Here is a 17,079-nt window from a genome sequence, read left to right on the forward strand (position 1 = left end):
CGGACTCCTACAAATAGATTGAGTCCTATGTGTTCCCATAAACTACGGCGCCGAGGGCGTGGCGATGCGCGCGGGCTGGGGAATGCCGGGCATCAGGGGCGTGGGGTTGAGCGCGAGCACGAGCAGGCTGCGCAGCGCGTCCTTCAAGTCCTCGCCCACGCTGACCGAGCCCGCGGGCGCGTCCTGGAGCTCGGGCGGCACCTCGTGGCCCAGCACCACCACCGGCAGGCGGATGTCCCAGGCGAGGAAGTGCGCGAGCTTCACCGCCGCCTCGGTGGTGTCGAACAGGAGCGCTCCCACCGCCCCGGAGCTGAAGGGCCGCCACAGGGGCCGGGCCGCCTCGGCGGGCGGCAGCACGCAGAAGTCCAGGTGCAGCAGCTCGTTGAGCTCCATGCGGCCGAGCGTGCCGAAGCCGCTGCGCACCGCGGGCGGCTCGGCGGCCACGGCGGCGAGCTCCGCGAGCTGGGAGAGCACCCGCCGGGCCACGGCCGGGCCGCTGCCACACACGAAGAGCTTCGCGGTGGCCTCGCGCGACACGCCCCGGCCCCGGAGGATGCGGCCGCGCAGCGCGTGCAGCTCGGCGGGCGCGAGCAGGGGCGCGCTGGTGCCGGCGTCCGCGTCGCCCTCGGCCATGCGCGCCACGCCCTTCTGCAAGAGCGCGTGCAGCACGCCCACCACTTCCAGATCCGTGGCGGGCGCCAGGTCCAACACCTCGTTCACGGCCCGGGGCTGGCGCAACAGCTCCACCACCTGCGCCGTCACCGGGTGCTGGTCGCCCGCCAGGTCCATGTCCGGCGCGAGCACCAGGCGCGTGTGGCGCGGCGGCAGGCCGGGCAGCAGCCGGTTCACCTCGTCCGCCTGGCGCATGGCCTCCAGCAGCGCGCTGTCCATGGCCCGCTGGATGCGCGGCTTGCCGGAGGTATTGCCGGGCGCGAAGGTGAAGGTGCCCTCGGTCCACACGAGCAGCCGGAACAGGGCCTTCTCCCCTTCCGCGCGGCCCACCCGGGCGTTGAAGGGGCGACCCTCCACCACGACGATCTCCCCGCGCTCGTTGCCCCGCTCCAGCGTCAGCTTGCCGCTGCGCTTGTTCATCCCGAGGATCTGCATCAGGTCCGGGATGCTCAGCTGGCTCAGCGAGCCCTCGATCTCCTGGGCCTCGCTCTTGAGATCCTTGGCCGCGTCGCTGCGGCGGAAGACGTGCTCGATGCGCGAGAGCACCTCGTCCAGGTTGAAGGGCTTGCGCAGGAAGCCATCGCGCAGGCCGCGCATCTTGTCGGCCTCGAGCTGGCTGGTGGACACCACCACGGGGATGTCGTCCGTGCGCGGGTTGGTGTGCAGGATGTTGATGAAGGTGCGCGCGTCCAGCATCCGGCACGCCTCGTCGAAGAGGATGAGGTCGGGGTGGCGCAGCACGGCGACCTCCAGCGCGCGCGAGCCGTCCGGCGCGTAGTGCACCTGGTAGCCGCGGGTGCGCAGGGCGCGCGACAGCGGACGGACGGACTCGAGGTCGGGGTCGGCGATGAGGATTTTTCGGACCTGGGCCATGGGACGCTCGCGAGTCAGTACGGCTGCAGGTCGTACTCGGCCTGCAGGCGGGTGATGAGCCCATCCACCACGGCGGTGTCGGACGAGTGGAAGCCCCAGGTGGCGCCGAGCCCCCGGCGCTGGATGAGCGCGTAGGCGGCGTTCTCCGACAGCCAGAGGATGAACTCGTGGCGGCCCATGCGCTCGTCGCCCTCGAGGAACACCGGGGTGAGCGCGCGGTGCGACTCCAGGTCCACGCGCCGCCCGAGCAGGTAGATGCGCGAGGCCAGGTCGGGCGAGGCCGACTCCAGCCCCTGGGCGATGGGCAGGTCCGAGCGGATCTCCGGGCCGCCCACGTAGAGCAGGCCGCGCGAGCTCGGGTCGCGCATCAGCTCCCGGGCGATCTCCGTCTGCAGCTCGTCGAAGAGCACGTCGGACACCTTGCCCCGGCGGCTCGGCTCGGCGTGCTCCTCCACCGGCAGCTTGGGGCTGGAGGCGTTGCCCAGCAGCAGGTCCACCTCGTCCCAGAAGGGCAGCGTGTCGAGCATCAGCTTGCGCTGCAGGGAGGCGCGCCGCTCGTCCATGCGCCGGCGGCAGCGGTACATCAGCTCGTCGAAGTCCTCGCCGTCCTTGGGGAAGGTGCTCGCCCCGCCCACGAGCGCCAGCGGCAGCCGCGCCTCCACCTCCTGGGCCTCGGGCTCCTCGCGCACGGCCGCCAGGGCGCGGCGCACGAACATCATCGCGCCGAAGAAGTCCGTCTCCGGCAGCAGCAGGTAGAACTCCTGCTCGCTCGCCTTGGCGATGACGTCCGAGTCGCGCACGATGCGCGAGAGCGCCTTGATGATGCCGCGCACCGCGAGCTTGGCGTCCGCGGGCCCCAGGCGCATGCGCACCAGGGGCAGGTTGTCCACGGAGAAGGTCAAGAGCGAGAACATGCGGCCGTAGCGGCGCGCCTTGTAGATTTCCTTGGAGGCGTAGTCGGTGAAGTAGCTGAGGTTGTACGCGGCGGTGTCCCGGTCGCGCAGGCCCAGCCGCTGCAGGGCCAGCATCTTGCGCCCGTTCTTCACGCCCACCGCCGCCGAGTCCCCGAGGATCTTCGCGTAGCGCAGGTGCTCGATGCGGAAGTCCCCGGCGAGCGGATCCGACAGCTGGGCGAGGCCCATCAGCTCCCCGTTGCTCACGAAGGGGACATAGAGGATGGGCGTCTTGCCCTCGCGCACCACCCAGGGCAGGGCCTCGCGCATGCGGTTGCCCAGCGGGCCTTCCGGGCTCAGCCGGTCCGCGAGGAAGTGGCGGTCGAGCAGGCCCCGGTAGGCGCGCAGCACCAGGGGGCCCCGATCATCGGAGATCCACAGCGCGGCGCTCTGGGCGTCACACACGGAGGCCAGCTCCGCGGCCACGCGCTCCTGCAACCACTCCAGGTCCGGCTGGGAGAGGAACTCCAGGCAGCGCTGGTGCAGGTCCTGGTAGCGGGCGAACTCCAGGTTCTCGTTCTGCAACTGGGCGCGCTCGTGGCGCAGCTGGGCGCGCTCCAGGCTGCGCTCGGTGGCCAGCAGCAGGTCCGCCTCGTCCACGGGCTTGGTGAGCACCACGGACACGCCCGCGCTCAGGGCCATGGTGGAGCCCTTCACGTCCGTGCGCGTGCTCACGAGGATGACTTCCTGCGCGGGGTCGTGCTCGCGCAGCCGCTCGGTGAGCGCGAGTCCGTCCATGCCGGGCATCACCACGTCGGAGATGACCAGATCGAAGGCCTCGCGGCCCGCCACCTCCAGCGCCTCGGCGGCGCTCGCCGCGGAGACGACGCGGTAGCCCCGCTTGGTGAGCATGTCGGAGGCGACCTGCCGGAAGAAGTTGTCGTCGTCGACGACGAGGATGGGACCGGCCACGGCGGGACACTCGGCGAGCAGGAGTGGAGACCCCGCAGGTTACCGGCCCGGCGCGTCCGGGACAACGCCAGTGAAGACGAAGGCCACCGGGCCCCGCATGCGGATGTCGGACAGGTCCGAGGGCACACGGATGCGCAGGTCTCCCCCCGGCAGGCTGACGCGCCACCAGGTATCGGCCGCCAGGCGCTTGTCCAGCACCGCCGCCACGGCCGCCGCGCACGCCCCGGTGCCACAGGCCTGGGTGAGCCCACAGCCGCGCTCCCACACGCTCACGGTGAGCCCGTCCGCGTCCACCCGGACGAACTCCACGTTGGTGCGCTCGGGAAAGCCCGGGTGGCGCTCCAATTCGGGGCCCAGGCGGCCCGCGTCCTCGAGGGGCTGGTCCAGGAGCACCAAGTGCGGGTTGCCCATGCTCACGGCGTAACCGGTGAGGCCCGGGTGGCCCGGCACGGGCGCCGCGAGGAAGGGCGTCTGGGTGGCCCCCGAGGGGAGGTTGGGCGCCACGAGCCGCGCGGGCCCCATGGAGATCTCCACCTGGGCGACCCCGTCCGAGCCGAACCCCGGCGCGCACGAGAGCACGCCCGCGCCCGTCTCCACCTCGATGCGCTCGGGCTTCTCGCCGGAGTTGTCCACCAGGTACTTCACCGCGCAGCGCAGGCCGTTGCCGCACATCTCGGCGATGCTGCCGTCCGCGTTGTGCACCACCATGCGCGCCATGCCCTGCTCGGAGGGCAGGATGGCCAGCACCCCGTCCGCGCCCACGCCCAGGCGCCGATCGCACAGCCAGCGCGAGGTGTCCGCGTCGATGTCCACGCCATTCTGGCGCCGGTCGAGCACGATGAAGTCGTTGCCGAGACCGTGGTACTTGAAGAAGAACTCTGTCGTGCTCATGGGCGATGACTCACTTCAGCCGGGCTCCTCGGATTTCGAGGAGGGGGAGGCGGGCGACGATGTTCCCCCCTTGGGGCGGCGAAGCAACTCATTCTTCACCGCGTTGAGTTCGGCGTTGGCCCGCGCGTAGATATCCTGGACGGAGTCCGGCGCCCGTGCCAGGGCGGTGGGCGGGGCCTCCAGGGACAAGAGGCGCTCCTCGGCCCGCTCCCGGGCCGCCTGCGCCTCGGCGAGCTCGGTCTTGAGCTGCTCGGACTCGGCGGAGAGCCGGGCCGTGTCCGCCTCCAGTCGCGCCAGCCGCTCCTCGGCGGCGACCCGCGCCGCGCGCGCCTCCTCCAGCGCCGTCTCGAGCGAGGTGGCCTTGCCCGCGATGCGCCGGGCCGTCTCCAGCTTCACGGCCAGCAGGTCCTGGTGCTCGCTCTCCGAGGAGAGCTTGGCCTTGGTCTCGACGAGCTGCGTCTGGAGGTCCTCCACCAGCAACTCGCGCTCGCGCAGGGTCATGTGGGCCTGCTGCAGGGCCATGGAGGCCTGATGGGCCTGGAAGCGGAAGGCCTCCAGCTGGGTGGCGGCCTCGCGCGCCTGGGTGAGCTCCTCGCGCAGCCCCTCCAGCTCCATGCGCGACTCCACGGCCTCGCGCTTGCGGGCCTCGCGCTCCAGGGTGGTGGCGGCCTCGCGCGCCTGGGCGGTGGCGAGCGTGTCCCGCTCCGAGGCGAGCCGGACCTCGAGCGACTCGACGAGCTGCCGGAGCACCCCGCGCGACGCCTCCAGCTCCGCCCGCTCCGACCGGGCGGCCTCCAGCTCGGCGCGCACCGCGGCCAGCACGGACTCGGCCTCCTCACGCTCGGCGGCGAACAGGCCTTCCGTCTCGGCGCGCTGGCGCCGCTCGGTGTCCAGCTCCGCCTGGAGCCGGGCCAGCGACTCGCGCTCCTCCGCCTGGGCCGTGCCCAGCGCCGCCTCGGCCCGCGCCCGCGTCTCGCGCTCCACGTCCCACGCGGCGCTCATGGACGCCAGGGAGGTCTCGAGCTCGGCGCGCTGCTTGCGTTCGGTGCCCAGCTCCGCCTGGAGCTTCGCGCGGGACACCTCGACCCGGGCCTTGCCCGCGCGCTCCGCGTCGAGCTCGGCGCTCCACTCCGCCTGGGCGCGCGCCTGGGCCTCGTCCTTCTCCTCGAGCGCCACCTCGAGCGCGGCGCGCCGCCGCTGTTCGGCCGCGAGTTCCTCCTGGAAGATGGACAGGGAGCGGGTGCCGTCGGCGCGCTGCTCGCGCTCGCCCTCCAGCTCCACGCGCGCCTGGGTCAGCGCGTCCTCGGCGAACACGCGCTGCTCGCGCTCGCCCTCCAGCTCCTCGCGGGCCGCCGCGAGTTGGGACCGCTCGGCGGCGAGGGCCGCGTCCCGCCCGGCCAACGACGCCTCGGCCTCGGAGCGTCGCAGCCGCTCGGCCTCCAGCGCCTCGTCCTTGCCGGTGAGCGAGGCATCCGTCTCGGCGAGCCGCAGCCGCTCGGTGTCCCGCTCCGACCGGACGCGGGACAGGGACTGCTCGGCCCGCTCGCGCTGCTCGCGCTCGGCCTCCAGCTCGGAGCGGGTGCCCGTGAGCGACTCCTCCGCGAACGCGCGCCGCTCGCGCTCGGCCTCGAGCTCCCCCTCGGTGTTCGCCAGGGACACCTCGACGTCCGCGCGCTGGCGCTGCTCCGCCTCCAGTTCCTGCTGGGTGAGCCCCCACGAGGCCTCGGCGCGGGCCCGGTGCGCGCGCTCGGTGGCCAGCGAGGCCTCCCACGAGGTCGTGCTCTCGGTGCCGCGCCGCCGCTCGGCCTCCAGCGCCTCACGGGCCTGGGCGAGAGCCTCCTCCGAGCCGCTCCGGGCCCCCTGCTCCGCCTCCAGCGCGATCCGAAGCTCCGCCAGGGCCTCGTCCACCTGGGCGCGCTGGCGCCGCTCGGCCTCCAGCCCCCGCTGGGCCTCCGCGAGGGCCGCCTCCACCTGGGCACGCTGCTGCCGGCCCGTCTTCACGACGCCCCGCGTCTCCTCCAGGGCCTCGTCGACCTGGGCACGCTGCTGCCGCTCGGCGTCCAACGTCCCCTGGATCTCCAGCAGGGCCGCCTCGACCTGGGCGCGCTGCCGCTGCTCGGCTTCCACCGTGGCCTGGAGCGCGAGCAGGCCCGTATCCCCTTGGGCACGCTGTTGACGCTCGGCCTTCAATGCCTCCTGAAGCGCGCGCAGCTCCGCGTCCCGCTGGGCGCGCTGTTGACGCTCTGCCTCCAGCGCCGCCTGGAGTTCGCGCGAGCCCGCGTCCCCCTGGGTCCGCTGCCGCCGCTCGGCCTCCAGGGCCTCCTGGAGCTCGCGCGCGCCCGCCTCGAGGTGGGCGCGCTGCTGCCGCTCGGCCTCCAGGGCCTTCTGGAGCTTCGTGCCCTCCTCGAGCGCCAGGAGCCGCCGCTGGTGTTCGGCCTTGGCCTCGGCGCGCACGCGCGCGAGCTGCTCCTGGGCCTCGGCCATGTGCTGGCGCTCGGTGGTGAGGCCTGCCTGGAGCTGGGTGAACGACGCATCCAGGGCCGCGCGGGCCTCGACCTCCAGGGAGAGCTCCACGTGGGCCCGGTCCCGCTCCACCTCGGCCTGGAGCCGGGCGTCCCGCTCGGCGGAGATGCCGCCCTGGGTCGCCTGGAGTTCGCCGTCGAGTCGGGCGATGGACTCCACGTCCGAGGCGCGCACCCGCTCCAGCTCCGCGAGCGAGGCCTCGACCTCGGCCAGGCGCCGCCGCAGCACGCCGCGCTCGTCCGCCCAGTCCTGCCGCTGCTCCTTCAAGGCGGCGACGGAGTGCGTGGCCTCCTCGCGCGCGGCCTCCTCCATCCGGAGCTGATGCTCGAGCGCGGCGGCGGCCTGCTCCAGGGCCTCGCGCGCGGAGCGCTCGCGGGACGCCTCGTCCCGGGCCTCCTGCGTGCGGGCCCGCTCCTCGGTGAGGGCCCGCGCCAGCCGCTGCTCGGCGTGCTGGCGCTCCTCCTCGATGGTGTCCTCCAGCTCGGCCGCGGCCCGGACCCGCTCCTCTTCCAGCGAGGCCGAGCGCGTCCGCGTCTCGTGCAGCTCCTGCTCGAGCCGCGCCGCCAGCTCGCGCGCCTGGGCCTGGAGGCGGGTGCTCTCCTGGACCTCGGCCGTCAGCCGCTCGCGCTCGGCGCGCGCCGCGGTGAGCTCCGTGACCTGCCCGCGCAGCTCGGCCTCGCGCGTGGTGAGGTGCATCTCCGCGTCCCGCCGGGCGGCCTCGGCCGTGGACAGCCGCCGGGCCAGGGCCTCGGTCTCGCGCGTGAGCCGGGACACGTCCGCGTCCTGCAGGCGCAGCGACTTCTCCGACGCCTCGCGTCCCTGCTCGACGCGGGCCACCTCGGCCTGGAGCGACTCCACCGCGGCGAGCGCCGTCGAGTGCTGCTCGGCCAGCCTCACCTCGCGCTCGCGGGCGGCCTCCGCCTCGCGGCGCAGGGCCTCGGCCTGCTCGCGCGCGCGATCCGCCGCGAGCCGGTCCCTTTCCCGCTCCACGCGCAGACCGGCCTGCTCGTCGCGCAGGCCGCGCTGCTCGGCGTAGGCCTGGGTGAGCCGCTCCCGGGACTCCTCCAGCGAGGTGTGCAGCTCCTCGCGGCGCGCGCGCTCCAGGCGCACGGCCTCCTGGGCGGCCAGGGCCTGGACCTCGGACTCCTTGCGGGCGCGCTCGGCGGTCTCCACCTCCAGGCGCTGCTGGGCGAGGCGCCGGTCCGCGTCACCCAGTCGCTCCTGGGCCACCTGCAGCTCCAGGCCGGTGCGACGCAGGCGCGAGGCCAGCTCATCCCGCTCGCGCAGGGAGTCGGGCGAGCCCCGCGCCAGCTCGAGCTGGGCGGACAGCCGCGCCACGTCCTCGCGCGAGGACTCCAGCGCGGGTTTGATCGACACGAGCTCGGTCTCGCGCTCGGTGAGCTCGGCGCGCACGCGGGTGAGGGACTCCTTGAGCCGTCCGGCGCGCTCCTCCCAGCCCTTGCCCCGCTGGGCCACCTCGTCCAGCTTGCCGCGCGTGAAGGCCAGGGGCTCGGGGGGCAGTTGCACCCAGGTGGGGTCCACGACACGGGCGGGCTCCTGGCCGGCCACCACGAGGAAATAGGCCGCCTCGCCGCCGCGGATGAGCGAGCCGTCCACCTGCAGCCCGTCCCCCTTCTCGAAGGCGAGCTGGTAGCCCAGGACGGGGGACTGGGTGGCGACCTCCACGTGGGAGAAGTGCGGCGAGAGCGCGTCGAGCAGCTGGCCGTACGTGGGCGGCGCGCCCTCGTCCACCTCCATCAACTGCCAGAGGGCCAGACCCGCCACGTTGCGCAGGCCGCCGATCAGGTGCCCCTGCCGGCCCACCAGGCGCGTCAGCTCGGCGAGCAGCATGGGGGCGCGCACATAGGGCGCCAGGTCCGCCACGAGCACGAGGTCGAAGCTGCCCGGCTCCAGGTCGTCGTAGACGTTGGCGCGAAAGCGCAGCGCGGGGCCGCCATGGGCCTTGTGCGCGGCCTCCACGGCCTGGAGGTCGGCATCACACGCCACGACGGAGCGGGCGCCGCGCTCCAGAAGGAAGCGCGCGCTCTCCCCACCGGTGGTGGCGATCGCGTCCACTTCCAGGACGCGGCGGCGGGCGAAGAGGCTCTCCGCGAAGATGTACCGGGGCAACAGCTCACTGGTCCCCAGGCGGCGGAATGTAGGATGCATGCGGTAGAGCGGCCGAGTATAGCCCCGGGGAGGGATGTCCCTAAGGAATGCACCCGGGCTTGTGCCTGGCCGCATCGCCCGGACGAGGGGAGAGCAAGCGATATGAACTCGACGATGAATCCGCGCCCGGGACTGGGCCATCGGGCCGCGACGGCCTTCACCCGGCTGCTCGTCACCCTGCTCGTGCTGGGCCTGGGGGGAGCGGTGGCCTTCCTGCTGTCCCAGCTCAATGCCCGCACCTTCTCCTTCGCCCAGGAGAACGGCCAGCTCGTGGTGATGAAGGGCCGGATGCTGCCCATGGGGGCCCTGCCCTACCAGCCCGGGGACGCGCGCCAGGCGGACGCCTATGCCCCCCTGACGGTGGAGGGCCAGGACGTGTCCGGGCTGGTCGAGCGCCGGTTCTCCGAGCGGGACGAGCTGGACCGGGCGCTCTTCTCGCTCCTGGAGTCGCTCGCCCGCTACAAGGTGCTCTCGGACAAGCCGGCCGAGCTGGAGCGGGGGCTGTACTACCTGCGGCGCGCCGAGCTGCTCTCGGGCCTCACGGACGAGCAGCGCCGCTCGCTGGCGTCGATGAAGGCGGACGTGGCCTTCTTCCAGGCCAAGCAGAAGCTGGAGGAGGCGCGCCGGGGCGTGAGCGAGGCCATGGTCCAGCTCAAGCTCGCGGCGGAGAGCCGCAACCGCAACACGCCCCTGGCCAACCAGTTCCTCACCACGGTGGGGCCGGCCGCCCAGGCGCTGGAGCAGGCCCTGCGCGCCGCCGAGGCCAGCCTGGGCAACACCCCGGCCGAGCAGCCGCCCCGGGAGACGCCCCCCGCCGCGACGCCCACCGCGGCCCCCGAGACCCAGCCCACGCCCGACGCCTCCACCCCCCCCAACGCCCCATGACGACGACCCCGGTGCCCCCCGAGATGAAGCGGCTCGCGCCCTTCGAGAAGACCCTGCGCGAGGCGGCCCGTGCCTACCCCGAGACGACCGAGGACTTCCCCTGGGGCCACCCCACGGTGAAGGTCAAGGGCAAGGCGTTCGTGTTCTTCTCGCTCAGCGCGGAGGGCCTCTCCCTGTCCGTGAAGCTGCCCCACTCCCACGAGGCGGCCTTGATGCTGCCGTTCGCCCAACCCACCGGCTATGGCCTGGGCAAGAGCGGCTGGGTGTCGGCGCGCTTTGGCGCCAAGGACACGCCCCCCCTGGAGCTGCTGCGCCAGTGGCTCGACGAGAGCTACCGCGCGGTGGCGCCCAAGAAGCTCGTGGCGGGCCTGGACGGCGGAGGCACGCCCTCGGCCCGAAAGCCCCCGGCCGCCAAGAAGCCGCTGGCCGCCAAGAAGGCCGCTCGCCGCTCCCCCCGGTCCTGATCTTCCGAGCAAGGAGTCTCTCCGCATGGCTTCCCCTTCGCAGGTCCGCCCCGTGGTCCTCCTGGGCGCGCGTGACGATGCCCACGTCTCCCGCCTGGCCCAGCGGCTGGGGCAGGAGGGGGTGGTGGCGCTCGTCGTGGACACCCTCGCCTTCCCCGAGGACACGCGCCTGGCGCTCACGGACGCGCTCGACGGCATCCACGTGAACGGGGGCGCGCTGCCGACCCCGGGCGCCGTCTACCTGCGCGGCTACCATGGCCACCCCCTGGCCTTCGGCGTGGACGCGCGCGAGGCCATGGACGACGACTGGCGCACGACGCTGGTGGCCTTCCGCGAGAAGTCCACCCTGCTGCGGGGGCTGGTGGGCCGCTGGGAGGCGATGGGCATTCCCGTCTACAACCCCGAGTCCACGAGCTGGCGCATGCCCAAGCCGGTCCAGCTCGCGCTGCTGGCCCAGGCGGGGCTGCCGGTGCCCGAGACCCTCTGGACCAACGACTCCGTGGCGGTGCGCCGCTTCGCCGAGGGCCGGCGCGTGGCCTACAAGCCCGTGGACGGGGGCGCGGCCACGCTGGAGCTCGGCCCGGGAGACCTGAGCGACGAGCGGCTCGCCGCCCTGGAGGCCGCGCCGGTGACGTTCCAGGAGCTGCTCACGGGCGAGGACCTCCGCGTCTACGTGCTCGACGGGGAGATCATCGCCAGCGTGCGCATCCACTCGCGCGCGATCGACTTCCGCGGCCACGAGGAGCGGCTCGAGTCCATCACGCTGCCCGACGAGGTGGCCCGGCAGTGCCTGCTGGCCACGCGGGTGCTGGGCCTGCGCTGGACGGGGATGGACCTCAAGCGCGATGCCCAGGGCACCTGGCGCTTCCTGGAGCTCAACGAGTCGCCCATGTTCCTCGGCTTCGATGCCCGGGCCGGCACGGACATCCTGGGGCACCTGGCCCGGGGACTCGCCCGCGCGGCTCGCCTGCCTGCTCCTTGAACGAGGAAGGGAGCAAGGGGCCGACATGCCGTGGGCCTGCCGATCACGCCTGCCCGCCCATGCGCCCCGCTTGGTCTCCCCACCCCGAAGGCACAGCTTGTGTTCGAGGGCGCACAACGGACACGCGTGACGCCCTCGTCACCATGGGATGGACCCGTGGGATTCAGTGGCTTCAGGAGGCGGTCATGAAGCACGAGAAACAGGAGCAGAAGGTCAAGAAGATCAAGGAGCTGTTCGTGAAGGAGCTCGCCCGCGCCGAGGGCGACGTGCAACCGACTCACGCGGCGGCGATGGATCAGTACACCACGCTCGCCTTGGGTGAGGAATCGGGCAGATAGTTTCAGTCAAGCCGCGCCCAGGTCATGGGCACGGGACAGGCACGGCGGGGCTCCCCCGCCGGTCTGCCTGGGGCGCCTCGAGCCGCTCGCCCTATTTGCCCTTCATCAGGCCGATGAACGGCAGGTTGCGGTAGCGCTCGGCGTAGTCCAGGCCATAGCCCACCACGAACACGTCATCGATGACGAAGCCCTTGTAGTCGATGGGGATCTTCGTCCGGGCGCGCGCGGGCTTCTCCAGCAGGGAGCACACCTTGAGCGACGCCGGGTGGCGGGCGCGCAGGTTCTCCAGCAGGAAGCTCATGGTGAGCCCCGTGTCGATGATGTCCTCGATGACGAGCAGGTGCTTGCCCGCCATGGGCTTGCTCACGTCGGTGGTGATGCGCACCTCGCCGGTCGTCTCGGTGCCTCCGTGGTAGGAGGACACCCCGAGGAACTCGACCGTCAGGGGCAGGTCCACGTAGCGCGCCAGGTCCATGGCGAAGAAGGCCGAGCCCTTGAGCACGCAGATGAGCGTGAGGTCCTTGCCCTGGTAGTCACGGGTGATCTGCTCGCCCAGCTCGCGCACGCGCGCCTGGAGCTTCTGCTCGTCGATGTGGATGCCGACGTCCTGCTCGTAGAAAGCCACGGGATGACCCCTTCCACGCGTCCGCGTGGGTGATGAAGTTCAGTTGCCGAACAGCTCGAGCGTCTGAGGCGGCGTGGCCTCGGTGGGCTCGGCCCGGTGGCACTTGCGGCAGCGCGCCTCGTAGGCGCCGGCCGCGCCCACCACCACGCGCTCGCCGCGATCCACCAGCCGCTGCGAGCGATTGGCGGGATTCCCACACACGACGCAGATGGCCAGTTGCTTCGTCACGTACTCGGCGATCGCCAGCAGCTGCGGCATCGGCTCGAAGGGACGGCCCTGATAGTCCTGATCCAGCCCGGCCAGGATGACGCGCAGGCCCCTGTGCGCCAGTGCCTCACACACCGCCACCACCTCGCTGCCGAAGAACTGCACCTCGTCGATGCCCACCACCTGCGTGTGGGGAGAGAGATGACGGAAAATTTCTTCAGCCCGTTCGATGGGAATGGAGGTCAATTTCAACTGGGAATGGCTGACCACCTGGGTCTCGTCGTAGCGGTTGTCGATCCTCGGCTTGAAGACCTGGACCGCTTGCTTGCCATAGACGGCGCGCTTGACGCGACGGATGAGTTCTTCCGTTTTTCCGGAGAACATCGACCCGCAGATGACCTCTATCCACCCGATGTCTTTGGGGAATTGGTGCACGCGAGGAACTCGATCGGGGTGGGGGTTGGAGCGCGGGTCAGCTCTGACACGCCCCTCCTGGCACGTCAACTTCCCGCCCCCCGCGACCCGAGGCCCCACACGCGCCGTCCGCCCCCGGCCCCGTGGCAAGCATCTTGAATGACGTTGCTTCGGGTTCAAACCGGGGAGGTCTTGGGTGGCGACGACGACGACGCAGACGCAGGTGGCGGGTTGGGGGATCGAGGGTGCATCTTTTCACATCACCCCCGCGGCGGCGCTCCTGCTCGTGCTCAACCTCTTCGATGGCCTGTTCACCCTCACCTTCCTGCAGATGAACGTGGCCGAGGAGCTCAACCCGCTCATGCGCGTGGCCTATGCGCACTCGCCCCTCTCGTTCATGGCCGCCAAGCTCACTATCGTGAGCCTGGGCCTGATGCTCCTGTGCCTGCACCGCTCCATGAACATGAGCCAGCGGGCGATCCAGGCAGGGGCCGCGCTTTACACCGTCATCGACATCTACCACCTGGCCTTCCTGACCCACCTGGTCCGGGAGACCGTCGTCTGACACACAACCAAGCCCCGACAGACTTGCTTTTCCGGGCCGGTCTGACTCAGGCTCCCCCCAGCACTGGACCTGCGAGGTCCTTGGGGGGACCATGAACATCACCGACGTGAAGGTGTATCCGGTTGAAGAAGACAAGCTGAAGGCCTACGTGACCATCACCCTGGACCACTGCTTCGTCATCCGTGACTTGAAGGTGATCCACGGGGCTTCGGGCCTGTTCATCGCGATGCCAGCCAAGCGGCGCAAGGATGGCACCTACAAGGACATCGCGCATCCGCTCAACGCCGACACGCGCACGCAGATGGAGCGCGCCATCCTGCTGGAGTACGAGCGCCAGCAGCAGACGGGCCTGGGCGCCCTCGGCGCGTTCATGAGCGCGGCCGAGGCGGACTGAGAGAACTCTTCCCTTCCGCCACGGGGCGCGCTAGGAGCGCGCCTCATGGACGCGCGCGACTTCAAGGTGTTCGCCGGAAGCTCCAACCCGGTCTTGGCCCAGCGGATTTGCGATTACCTCAAGCGCCCGTTGGGCAAGGCCCACGTGGGCCGGTTCTCGGATGGGGAAATCCATATCGAGATCGGCGAGAACGTCCGGGGACAGGACATCTTCATCGTCCAGTCCACGTGCCCGCCGGCCAATGATCACCTGATGGAGCTGCTCATCATGTGCGACGCGCTCAAGCGCGCGAGCGCCGCCTCCATCAACGCGGTCATCCCCTACTACGGCTACGCCCGGCAGGACCGGAAGGTGGCGCCGCGCACGCCCATCACCGCCAAGCTCATCGCCGACCTGCTCGAGGTCGCGGGCGCCACGCGGGTGGTGTCCATGGACATGCACGCCGGGCAGATCCAGGGCTTCTTCGACATCCCCACGGATCACCTCTACGCCTCGCCGGTGTTCCTGGAGGACGTGCGCGAGCGCTTCCCGGACACGCACGAGCTCGTCATCGTGTCGCCGGACGCGGGCGGCGTGGAGCGGGCGCGCGCCTACTCCAAGCGGCTCAACTGCGGCCTGGCCATCATCGACAAGCGCCGGCCCCGGCCCAACTCCTCCGAGGTGATGAACCTCATCGGGGACGTGTCGGGCAAGGACGCGCTGCTCATCGACGACATGGTGGACACCGCGGGCACGCTCACCCAGGCGGCCATCGCGCTCAAGGAGCGGGGCGCGCGCCGGGTGCTCGCCTACGCGGTGCACCCGGTGCTCTCCGGGCCCGCCATCCAGCGCATCCAGGACTCGCCCCTGGAGGAGATCGTCTTCACCGACACCGTGCCCCTGTCCCCGGCGGCCCAGGCCTGCGGCAAGATGCGTGTCATCAACACCGACCGGCTCTTCGGCGAGGCCATCGCGCGCATCCACCGCGCCGACTCGCTCAGCTCGCTCTTCGTGTAGCCGGACGAGCGCGGTCTTGACTCCGGGCGCCCGGGCTGGCATGTGGCGTCCTCAACCCCCCACGCTCCTGTTCACGAGGAACGCGGGCGCTGCTCTTGGGGCCCGCCACGGGGGCGGGATGCCAGAGGCGCCGGGACGTGGCGAGGGCTCCACCGCAGTCCACACACCTGAGGAACTTCCATGTCCACTGACAATCGCACGCTCGAGGTGAAGTCGCGTGAGGGCCACGGCAAGGGCGCCGCGCGCCGTCTGCGCGGCCAGGGCCTGGTGCCCGCCGTCGTCTACGGCAAGCACCTGGAGAAGCCCCTGTCCATCGCCGTCGACCCCAAGGCGGTCCGCGCGGCCATCAACACCCCGCACAAGTTCAACACCCTGCTGACGCTCAAGGGCGTCGCGGGCGACCAGCAGGTGCTCTTCAAGGACTACCAGCAGGATCCCGTCACCCGGCAGATGCTGCACGTGGACTTCATCGCCGTGCGCGCCGGTGAGCTCGTCAAGGTGAACGTGCCCCTCGTGCTCACGGGCCGCGCCGAGGGTCTGGCCGACGGCGGTCTGCTCACCCAGGTCCGCCGTGAGCTGGAGATCTACGCCAAGCCGGAGTCCATCCCCGAGAAGATCGAGGTGGACGTCACGCCGCTGAAGATCAACCAGGCGCTGCACATCAACGACGTGACGCTGCCCGCGGGCGCCACGGTGAAGACGAACGTCAACTACACCATCGCGGTCCTCAGCGCGCCCGAGGGCGCGGTGGAGGCGGCTCCCGCGGCGGCGGCGGCGGCTCCCGCGGCGGCCAAGCCCGCGGCGGGCGCGGCCAAGCCCGCGGCCGGTGCGGCCAAGCCCGCGGCCGGTGCGGCCAAGCCCGCGGCGGGCAAGAAGTAGTCCTCGCCCGTCGTTTGCACTGCGCGGGGCCGGCCCAACGGGCTGGCCCCGTCTGTTTTTCGGGGAGCAACGGTCATGAAGCTCATCTGTGGACTGGGCAATCCCGGGCGCGAGTACGAGCGGCACCGGCACAACATCGGGTTCATGGCGGTGGAGACCCTGCTGCCCCGCGCGCGCGCCGAGCTGCACCAGGGGAAGTTCCAGGCCCACGTGGGCCAGGGCACCCTGGGCGGCGAGAAGGTCATATTCCTGGAGCCGCAGACGTACATGAACCTGTCGGGCCGCTCGGTGGCCGAGGCGGCGCGCTTCTACAAGATCGCCGTGCCCGACGTGCTCATCATCCACGACGAGCTGGACCTGGACTTCGGCCGGCTGCAGCTCAAGGCGGGCGGGGGCAGCGGCGGGCACAACGGCCTGAAGAGCACGGTGCAGTGCCTGGGCGAGGACGGCTTCATCCGGCTGCGCCTGGGCATCGGCAAGCCCCAGGGCCCCAACGCCAAGGAGCGGGTGGCCGGCTACGTGCTGTCCAACTTCGATGACGGCGAGCGCCGCCAGTTGGACGACCTGCTCGCCCAGGCCGCGGACGCGGCCGAGACGTGGGTGCGCGACGGCCTGTCCACGGCGATGAACCGCTTCAACAAGCGCGCGCCTTGACTTTGGGGCGCGGGCCCCCTTAGAAGGCGCGTTCCCCGCGATCTGGGAAGCCAGGACGCTGGGGGGACGTTGTTCTTTTTCATGGCGCGAGGGTGACGGGCGCGCGGTTTCCCGTCCCCGGCGGAAGGTCCCCCTTGGACTCTCCGACCGTTTCCCCGCTCCTCGGGCTTCCCGGGGGGCACCAACCCCAAGGGGAGAGAAACATGGCTGAGACGCAGGCCGCCAAGCGGCTTCGTGAGTACGAGACCATCTTCCTGGTCAAGCCGGACCTCACCGACGACAACGTGGACAAGCTCAAGGAGCGCGTCCGGGGCATCGTCGGCCGCGAGGGTGGCAAGGTCATCCGCTTCACGGTGTGGGGCAAGAAGAAGACCGCCTACACCCTGGCCAAGCAGCCGCGCGCCATCTACATCCACGCGCACTACCTGGGTGGCAGCACGCTGGTGGCCGAGATCGAGCGCAACCTGCGCAACCTGGACGAGGTGACGCGCTACCTGTCCACGAAGATCGCCGAGGAAGTGGACCCCGAGTCGCGTCAGACGCTCGAGGACGTGAAGCTGGCCGGTGACGTCGAGGAGTCCCGTCCGGGCACCACGGGCGCCCCCGAGCGCGCGGGCGCCCCCGACGAGGCCGCCGAGACTGAGGAGGAGAGCACCGAGGAGGCCTAGTGCCCCCGCGGTCCT

Annotated in this window: 16 protein-coding genes; 10 read left to right on the plus strand and 6 right to left on the minus strand. The window is 71.6% G+C overall.

The features are described from left to right. Positions 1 to 42: 42 nt before the first annotated feature. From I3V78_RS30195 to I3V78_RS30210, 4 genes are read right to left on the minus strand one after another with little or no spacing between them, the layout of a single operon-like run. A complete protein-coding gene (locus I3V78_RS30195; RefSeq protein WP_204492773.1) occupies positions 43 to 1,545 on the minus strand; it encodes a DUF4388 domain-containing protein in 1,503 nt (500 codons plus the stop codon). Between the two features lie 14 nt (positions 1,546 to 1,559). Then, positions 1,560 to 3,410 (minus strand): response regulator, encoded by a 1,851-nt coding sequence (locus tag I3V78_RS30200; RefSeq protein WP_204492776.1) that lies wholly within the window; start codon positions 3,408 to 3,410, stop codon positions 1,560 to 1,562. 39 nt (positions 3,411 to 3,449) lie between these two features. Next, on the minus strand, positions 3,450 to 4,301 hold the full coding sequence (dapF, locus tag I3V78_RS30205; protein WP_204492778.1) for a diaminopimelate epimerase: 852 nt from the start codon (positions 4,299 to 4,301) through the stop codon (positions 3,450 to 3,452). A gap of 15 nt (positions 4,302 to 4,316) precedes the next feature. Further along, complete coding sequence (locus I3V78_RS30210; RefSeq protein WP_204492780.1) at positions 4,317 to 8,993, minus strand: plectin 1 isoform 8; 4,677 nt, start codon at positions 8,991 to 8,993, stop codon at positions 4,317 to 4,319. A gap of 102 nt (positions 8,994 to 9,095) precedes the next feature. Between I3V78_RS30210 and I3V78_RS30215 the strand changes: the two genes are divergently transcribed. The 4 genes from I3V78_RS30215 (at position 9,096) to I3V78_RS30230 (ending at position 11,662) form a co-directional block, all read left to right on the plus strand. After that, positions 9,096 to 9,878, plus strand: coding sequence for an IF-2 protein (locus I3V78_RS30215; protein ID WP_239576765.1), 783 nt, complete (start codon positions 9,096 to 9,098; stop codon positions 9,876 to 9,878). Then, the gene (locus I3V78_RS30220; RefSeq protein ID WP_204492783.1) at positions 9,875 to 10,342 is read left to right on the plus strand and encodes an MmcQ/YjbR family DNA-binding protein; all 468 of its coding nucleotides are present in this window, start codon (positions 9,875 to 9,877) and stop codon (positions 10,340 to 10,342) included. The genes I3V78_RS30215 and I3V78_RS30220 overlap by 4 nt, the downstream gene beginning before the upstream one ends. A gap of 25 nt (positions 10,343 to 10,367) precedes the next feature. Next, positions 10,368 to 11,324, plus strand: coding sequence for an ATP-grasp domain-containing protein (locus I3V78_RS30225; protein ID WP_204492786.1), 957 nt, complete (start codon positions 10,368 to 10,370; stop codon positions 11,322 to 11,324). Between the two features lie 185 nt (positions 11,325 to 11,509). Beyond that, entirely contained in the window at positions 11,510 to 11,662 is a 153-nt protein-coding gene (locus tag I3V78_RS30230; RefSeq protein WP_204492789.1) for a hypothetical protein, read from the plus strand. 91 nt (positions 11,663 to 11,753) lie between these two features. On the opposite strand, the gene hpt is transcribed toward I3V78_RS30230, so the two are convergent. Both hpt and I3V78_RS30240 read right to left on the minus strand, forming a co-directional pair. After that, positions 11,754 to 12,287 (minus strand): hypoxanthine phosphoribosyltransferase, encoded by a 534-nt coding sequence (gene hpt / locus I3V78_RS30235; RefSeq protein ID WP_204492792.1) that lies wholly within the window; start codon positions 12,285 to 12,287, stop codon positions 11,754 to 11,756. A 39-nt stretch (positions 12,288 to 12,326) separates the two neighbouring features. After that, positions 12,327 to 12,929, minus strand: coding sequence for a thymidine kinase (locus I3V78_RS30240; protein ID WP_204492794.1), 603 nt, complete (start codon positions 12,927 to 12,929; stop codon positions 12,327 to 12,329). Between the two features lie 175 nt (positions 12,930 to 13,104). Here I3V78_RS30240 and I3V78_RS30245 point away from each other — a divergent pair, with 175 nt between their 5' ends. From I3V78_RS30245 to rpsF, 6 genes are all read left to right on the plus strand, one after another. Then, on the plus strand, positions 13,105 to 13,473 hold the full coding sequence (locus I3V78_RS30245) for a DUF5658 family protein (RefSeq protein ID WP_204492796.1): 369 nt from the start codon (positions 13,105 to 13,107) through the stop codon (positions 13,471 to 13,473). Between the two features lie 91 nt (positions 13,474 to 13,564). Continuing rightward, on the plus strand, positions 13,565 to 13,867 hold the full coding sequence (gene spoVG, locus I3V78_RS30250) for a septation regulator SpoVG (protein ID WP_204492799.1): 303 nt from the start codon (positions 13,565 to 13,567) through the stop codon (positions 13,865 to 13,867). A 45-nt stretch (positions 13,868 to 13,912) separates the two neighbouring features. Next, entirely contained in the window at positions 13,913 to 14,863 is a 951-nt protein-coding gene (locus I3V78_RS30255) for a ribose-phosphate pyrophosphokinase (RefSeq protein WP_204492802.1), read from the plus strand. A gap of 180 nt (positions 14,864 to 15,043) precedes the next feature. Next, positions 15,044 to 15,742 carry a 50S ribosomal protein L25/general stress protein Ctc gene (locus I3V78_RS30260; RefSeq protein ID WP_204492804.1) on the plus strand — a complete coding sequence of 233 codons (699 nt, stop codon included), beginning with the start codon at positions 15,044 to 15,046 and terminating at the stop codon, positions 15,740 to 15,742. A 75-nt stretch (positions 15,743 to 15,817) separates the two neighbouring features. Next, the gene (gene pth, locus I3V78_RS30265) at positions 15,818 to 16,396 is read left to right on the plus strand and encodes an aminoacyl-tRNA hydrolase (protein ID WP_204492807.1); all 579 of its coding nucleotides are present in this window, start codon (positions 15,818 to 15,820) and stop codon (positions 16,394 to 16,396) included. 203 nt (positions 16,397 to 16,599) lie between these two features. After that, complete coding sequence (rpsF, locus tag I3V78_RS30270) at positions 16,600 to 17,064, plus strand: 30S ribosomal protein S6 (protein ID WP_204492809.1); 465 nt, start codon at positions 16,600 to 16,602, stop codon at positions 17,062 to 17,064. Positions 17,065 to 17,079 lie beyond the last annotated feature (15 nt).

This window comes from Archangium primigenium, assembly GCF_016904885.1.
In the GTDB taxonomy this organism is placed as follows: Bacteria; Myxococcota; Myxococcia; order Myxococcales; family Myxococcaceae; genus Cystobacter; species Cystobacter primigenius.

Coding starts and splice junctions, on each gene's coding strand:
- I3V78_RS30215 (WP_239576765.1), top strand. CDS start 9,096: ATGAACTCGACGATGAATCCGCGCCCGGGACTGGGCCATCGGGCCGCG.
- spoVG (WP_204492799.1), top strand. CDS start 13,565: ATGAACATCACCGACGTGAAGGTGTATCCGGTTGAAGAAGACAAGCTG.
- I3V78_RS30225 (WP_204492786.1), top strand. CDS start 10,368: ATGGCTTCCCCTTCGCAGGTCCGCCCCGTGGTCCTCCTGGGCGCGCGT.
- I3V78_RS30210 (WP_204492780.1), bottom strand. CDS start 8,993: ATGCATCCTACATTCCGCCGCCTGGGGACCAGTGAGCTGTTGCCCCGG.
- I3V78_RS30195 (WP_204492773.1), bottom strand. CDS start 1,545: ATGGCCCAGGTCCGAAAAATCCTCATCGCCGACCCCGACCTCGAGTCC.
- I3V78_RS30260 (WP_204492804.1), top strand. CDS start 15,044: ATGTCCACTGACAATCGCACGCTCGAGGTGAAGTCGCGTGAGGGCCAC.
- I3V78_RS30220 (WP_204492783.1), top strand. CDS start 9,875: ATGACGACGACCCCGGTGCCCCCCGAGATGAAGCGGCTCGCGCCCTTC.
- rpsF (WP_204492809.1), top strand. CDS start 16,600: ATGGCTGAGACGCAGGCCGCCAAGCGGCTTCGTGAGTACGAGACCATC.
- I3V78_RS30255 (WP_204492802.1), top strand. CDS start 13,913: ATGGACGCGCGCGACTTCAAGGTGTTCGCCGGAAGCTCCAACCCGGTC.
- dapF (WP_204492778.1), bottom strand. CDS start 4,301: ATGAGCACGACAGAGTTCTTCTTCAAGTACCACGGTCTCGGCAACGAC.
- pth (WP_204492807.1), top strand. CDS start 15,818: ATGAAGCTCATCTGTGGACTGGGCAATCCCGGGCGCGAGTACGAGCGG.
- I3V78_RS30230 (WP_204492789.1), top strand. CDS start 11,510: ATGAAGCACGAGAAACAGGAGCAGAAGGTCAAGAAGATCAAGGAGCTG.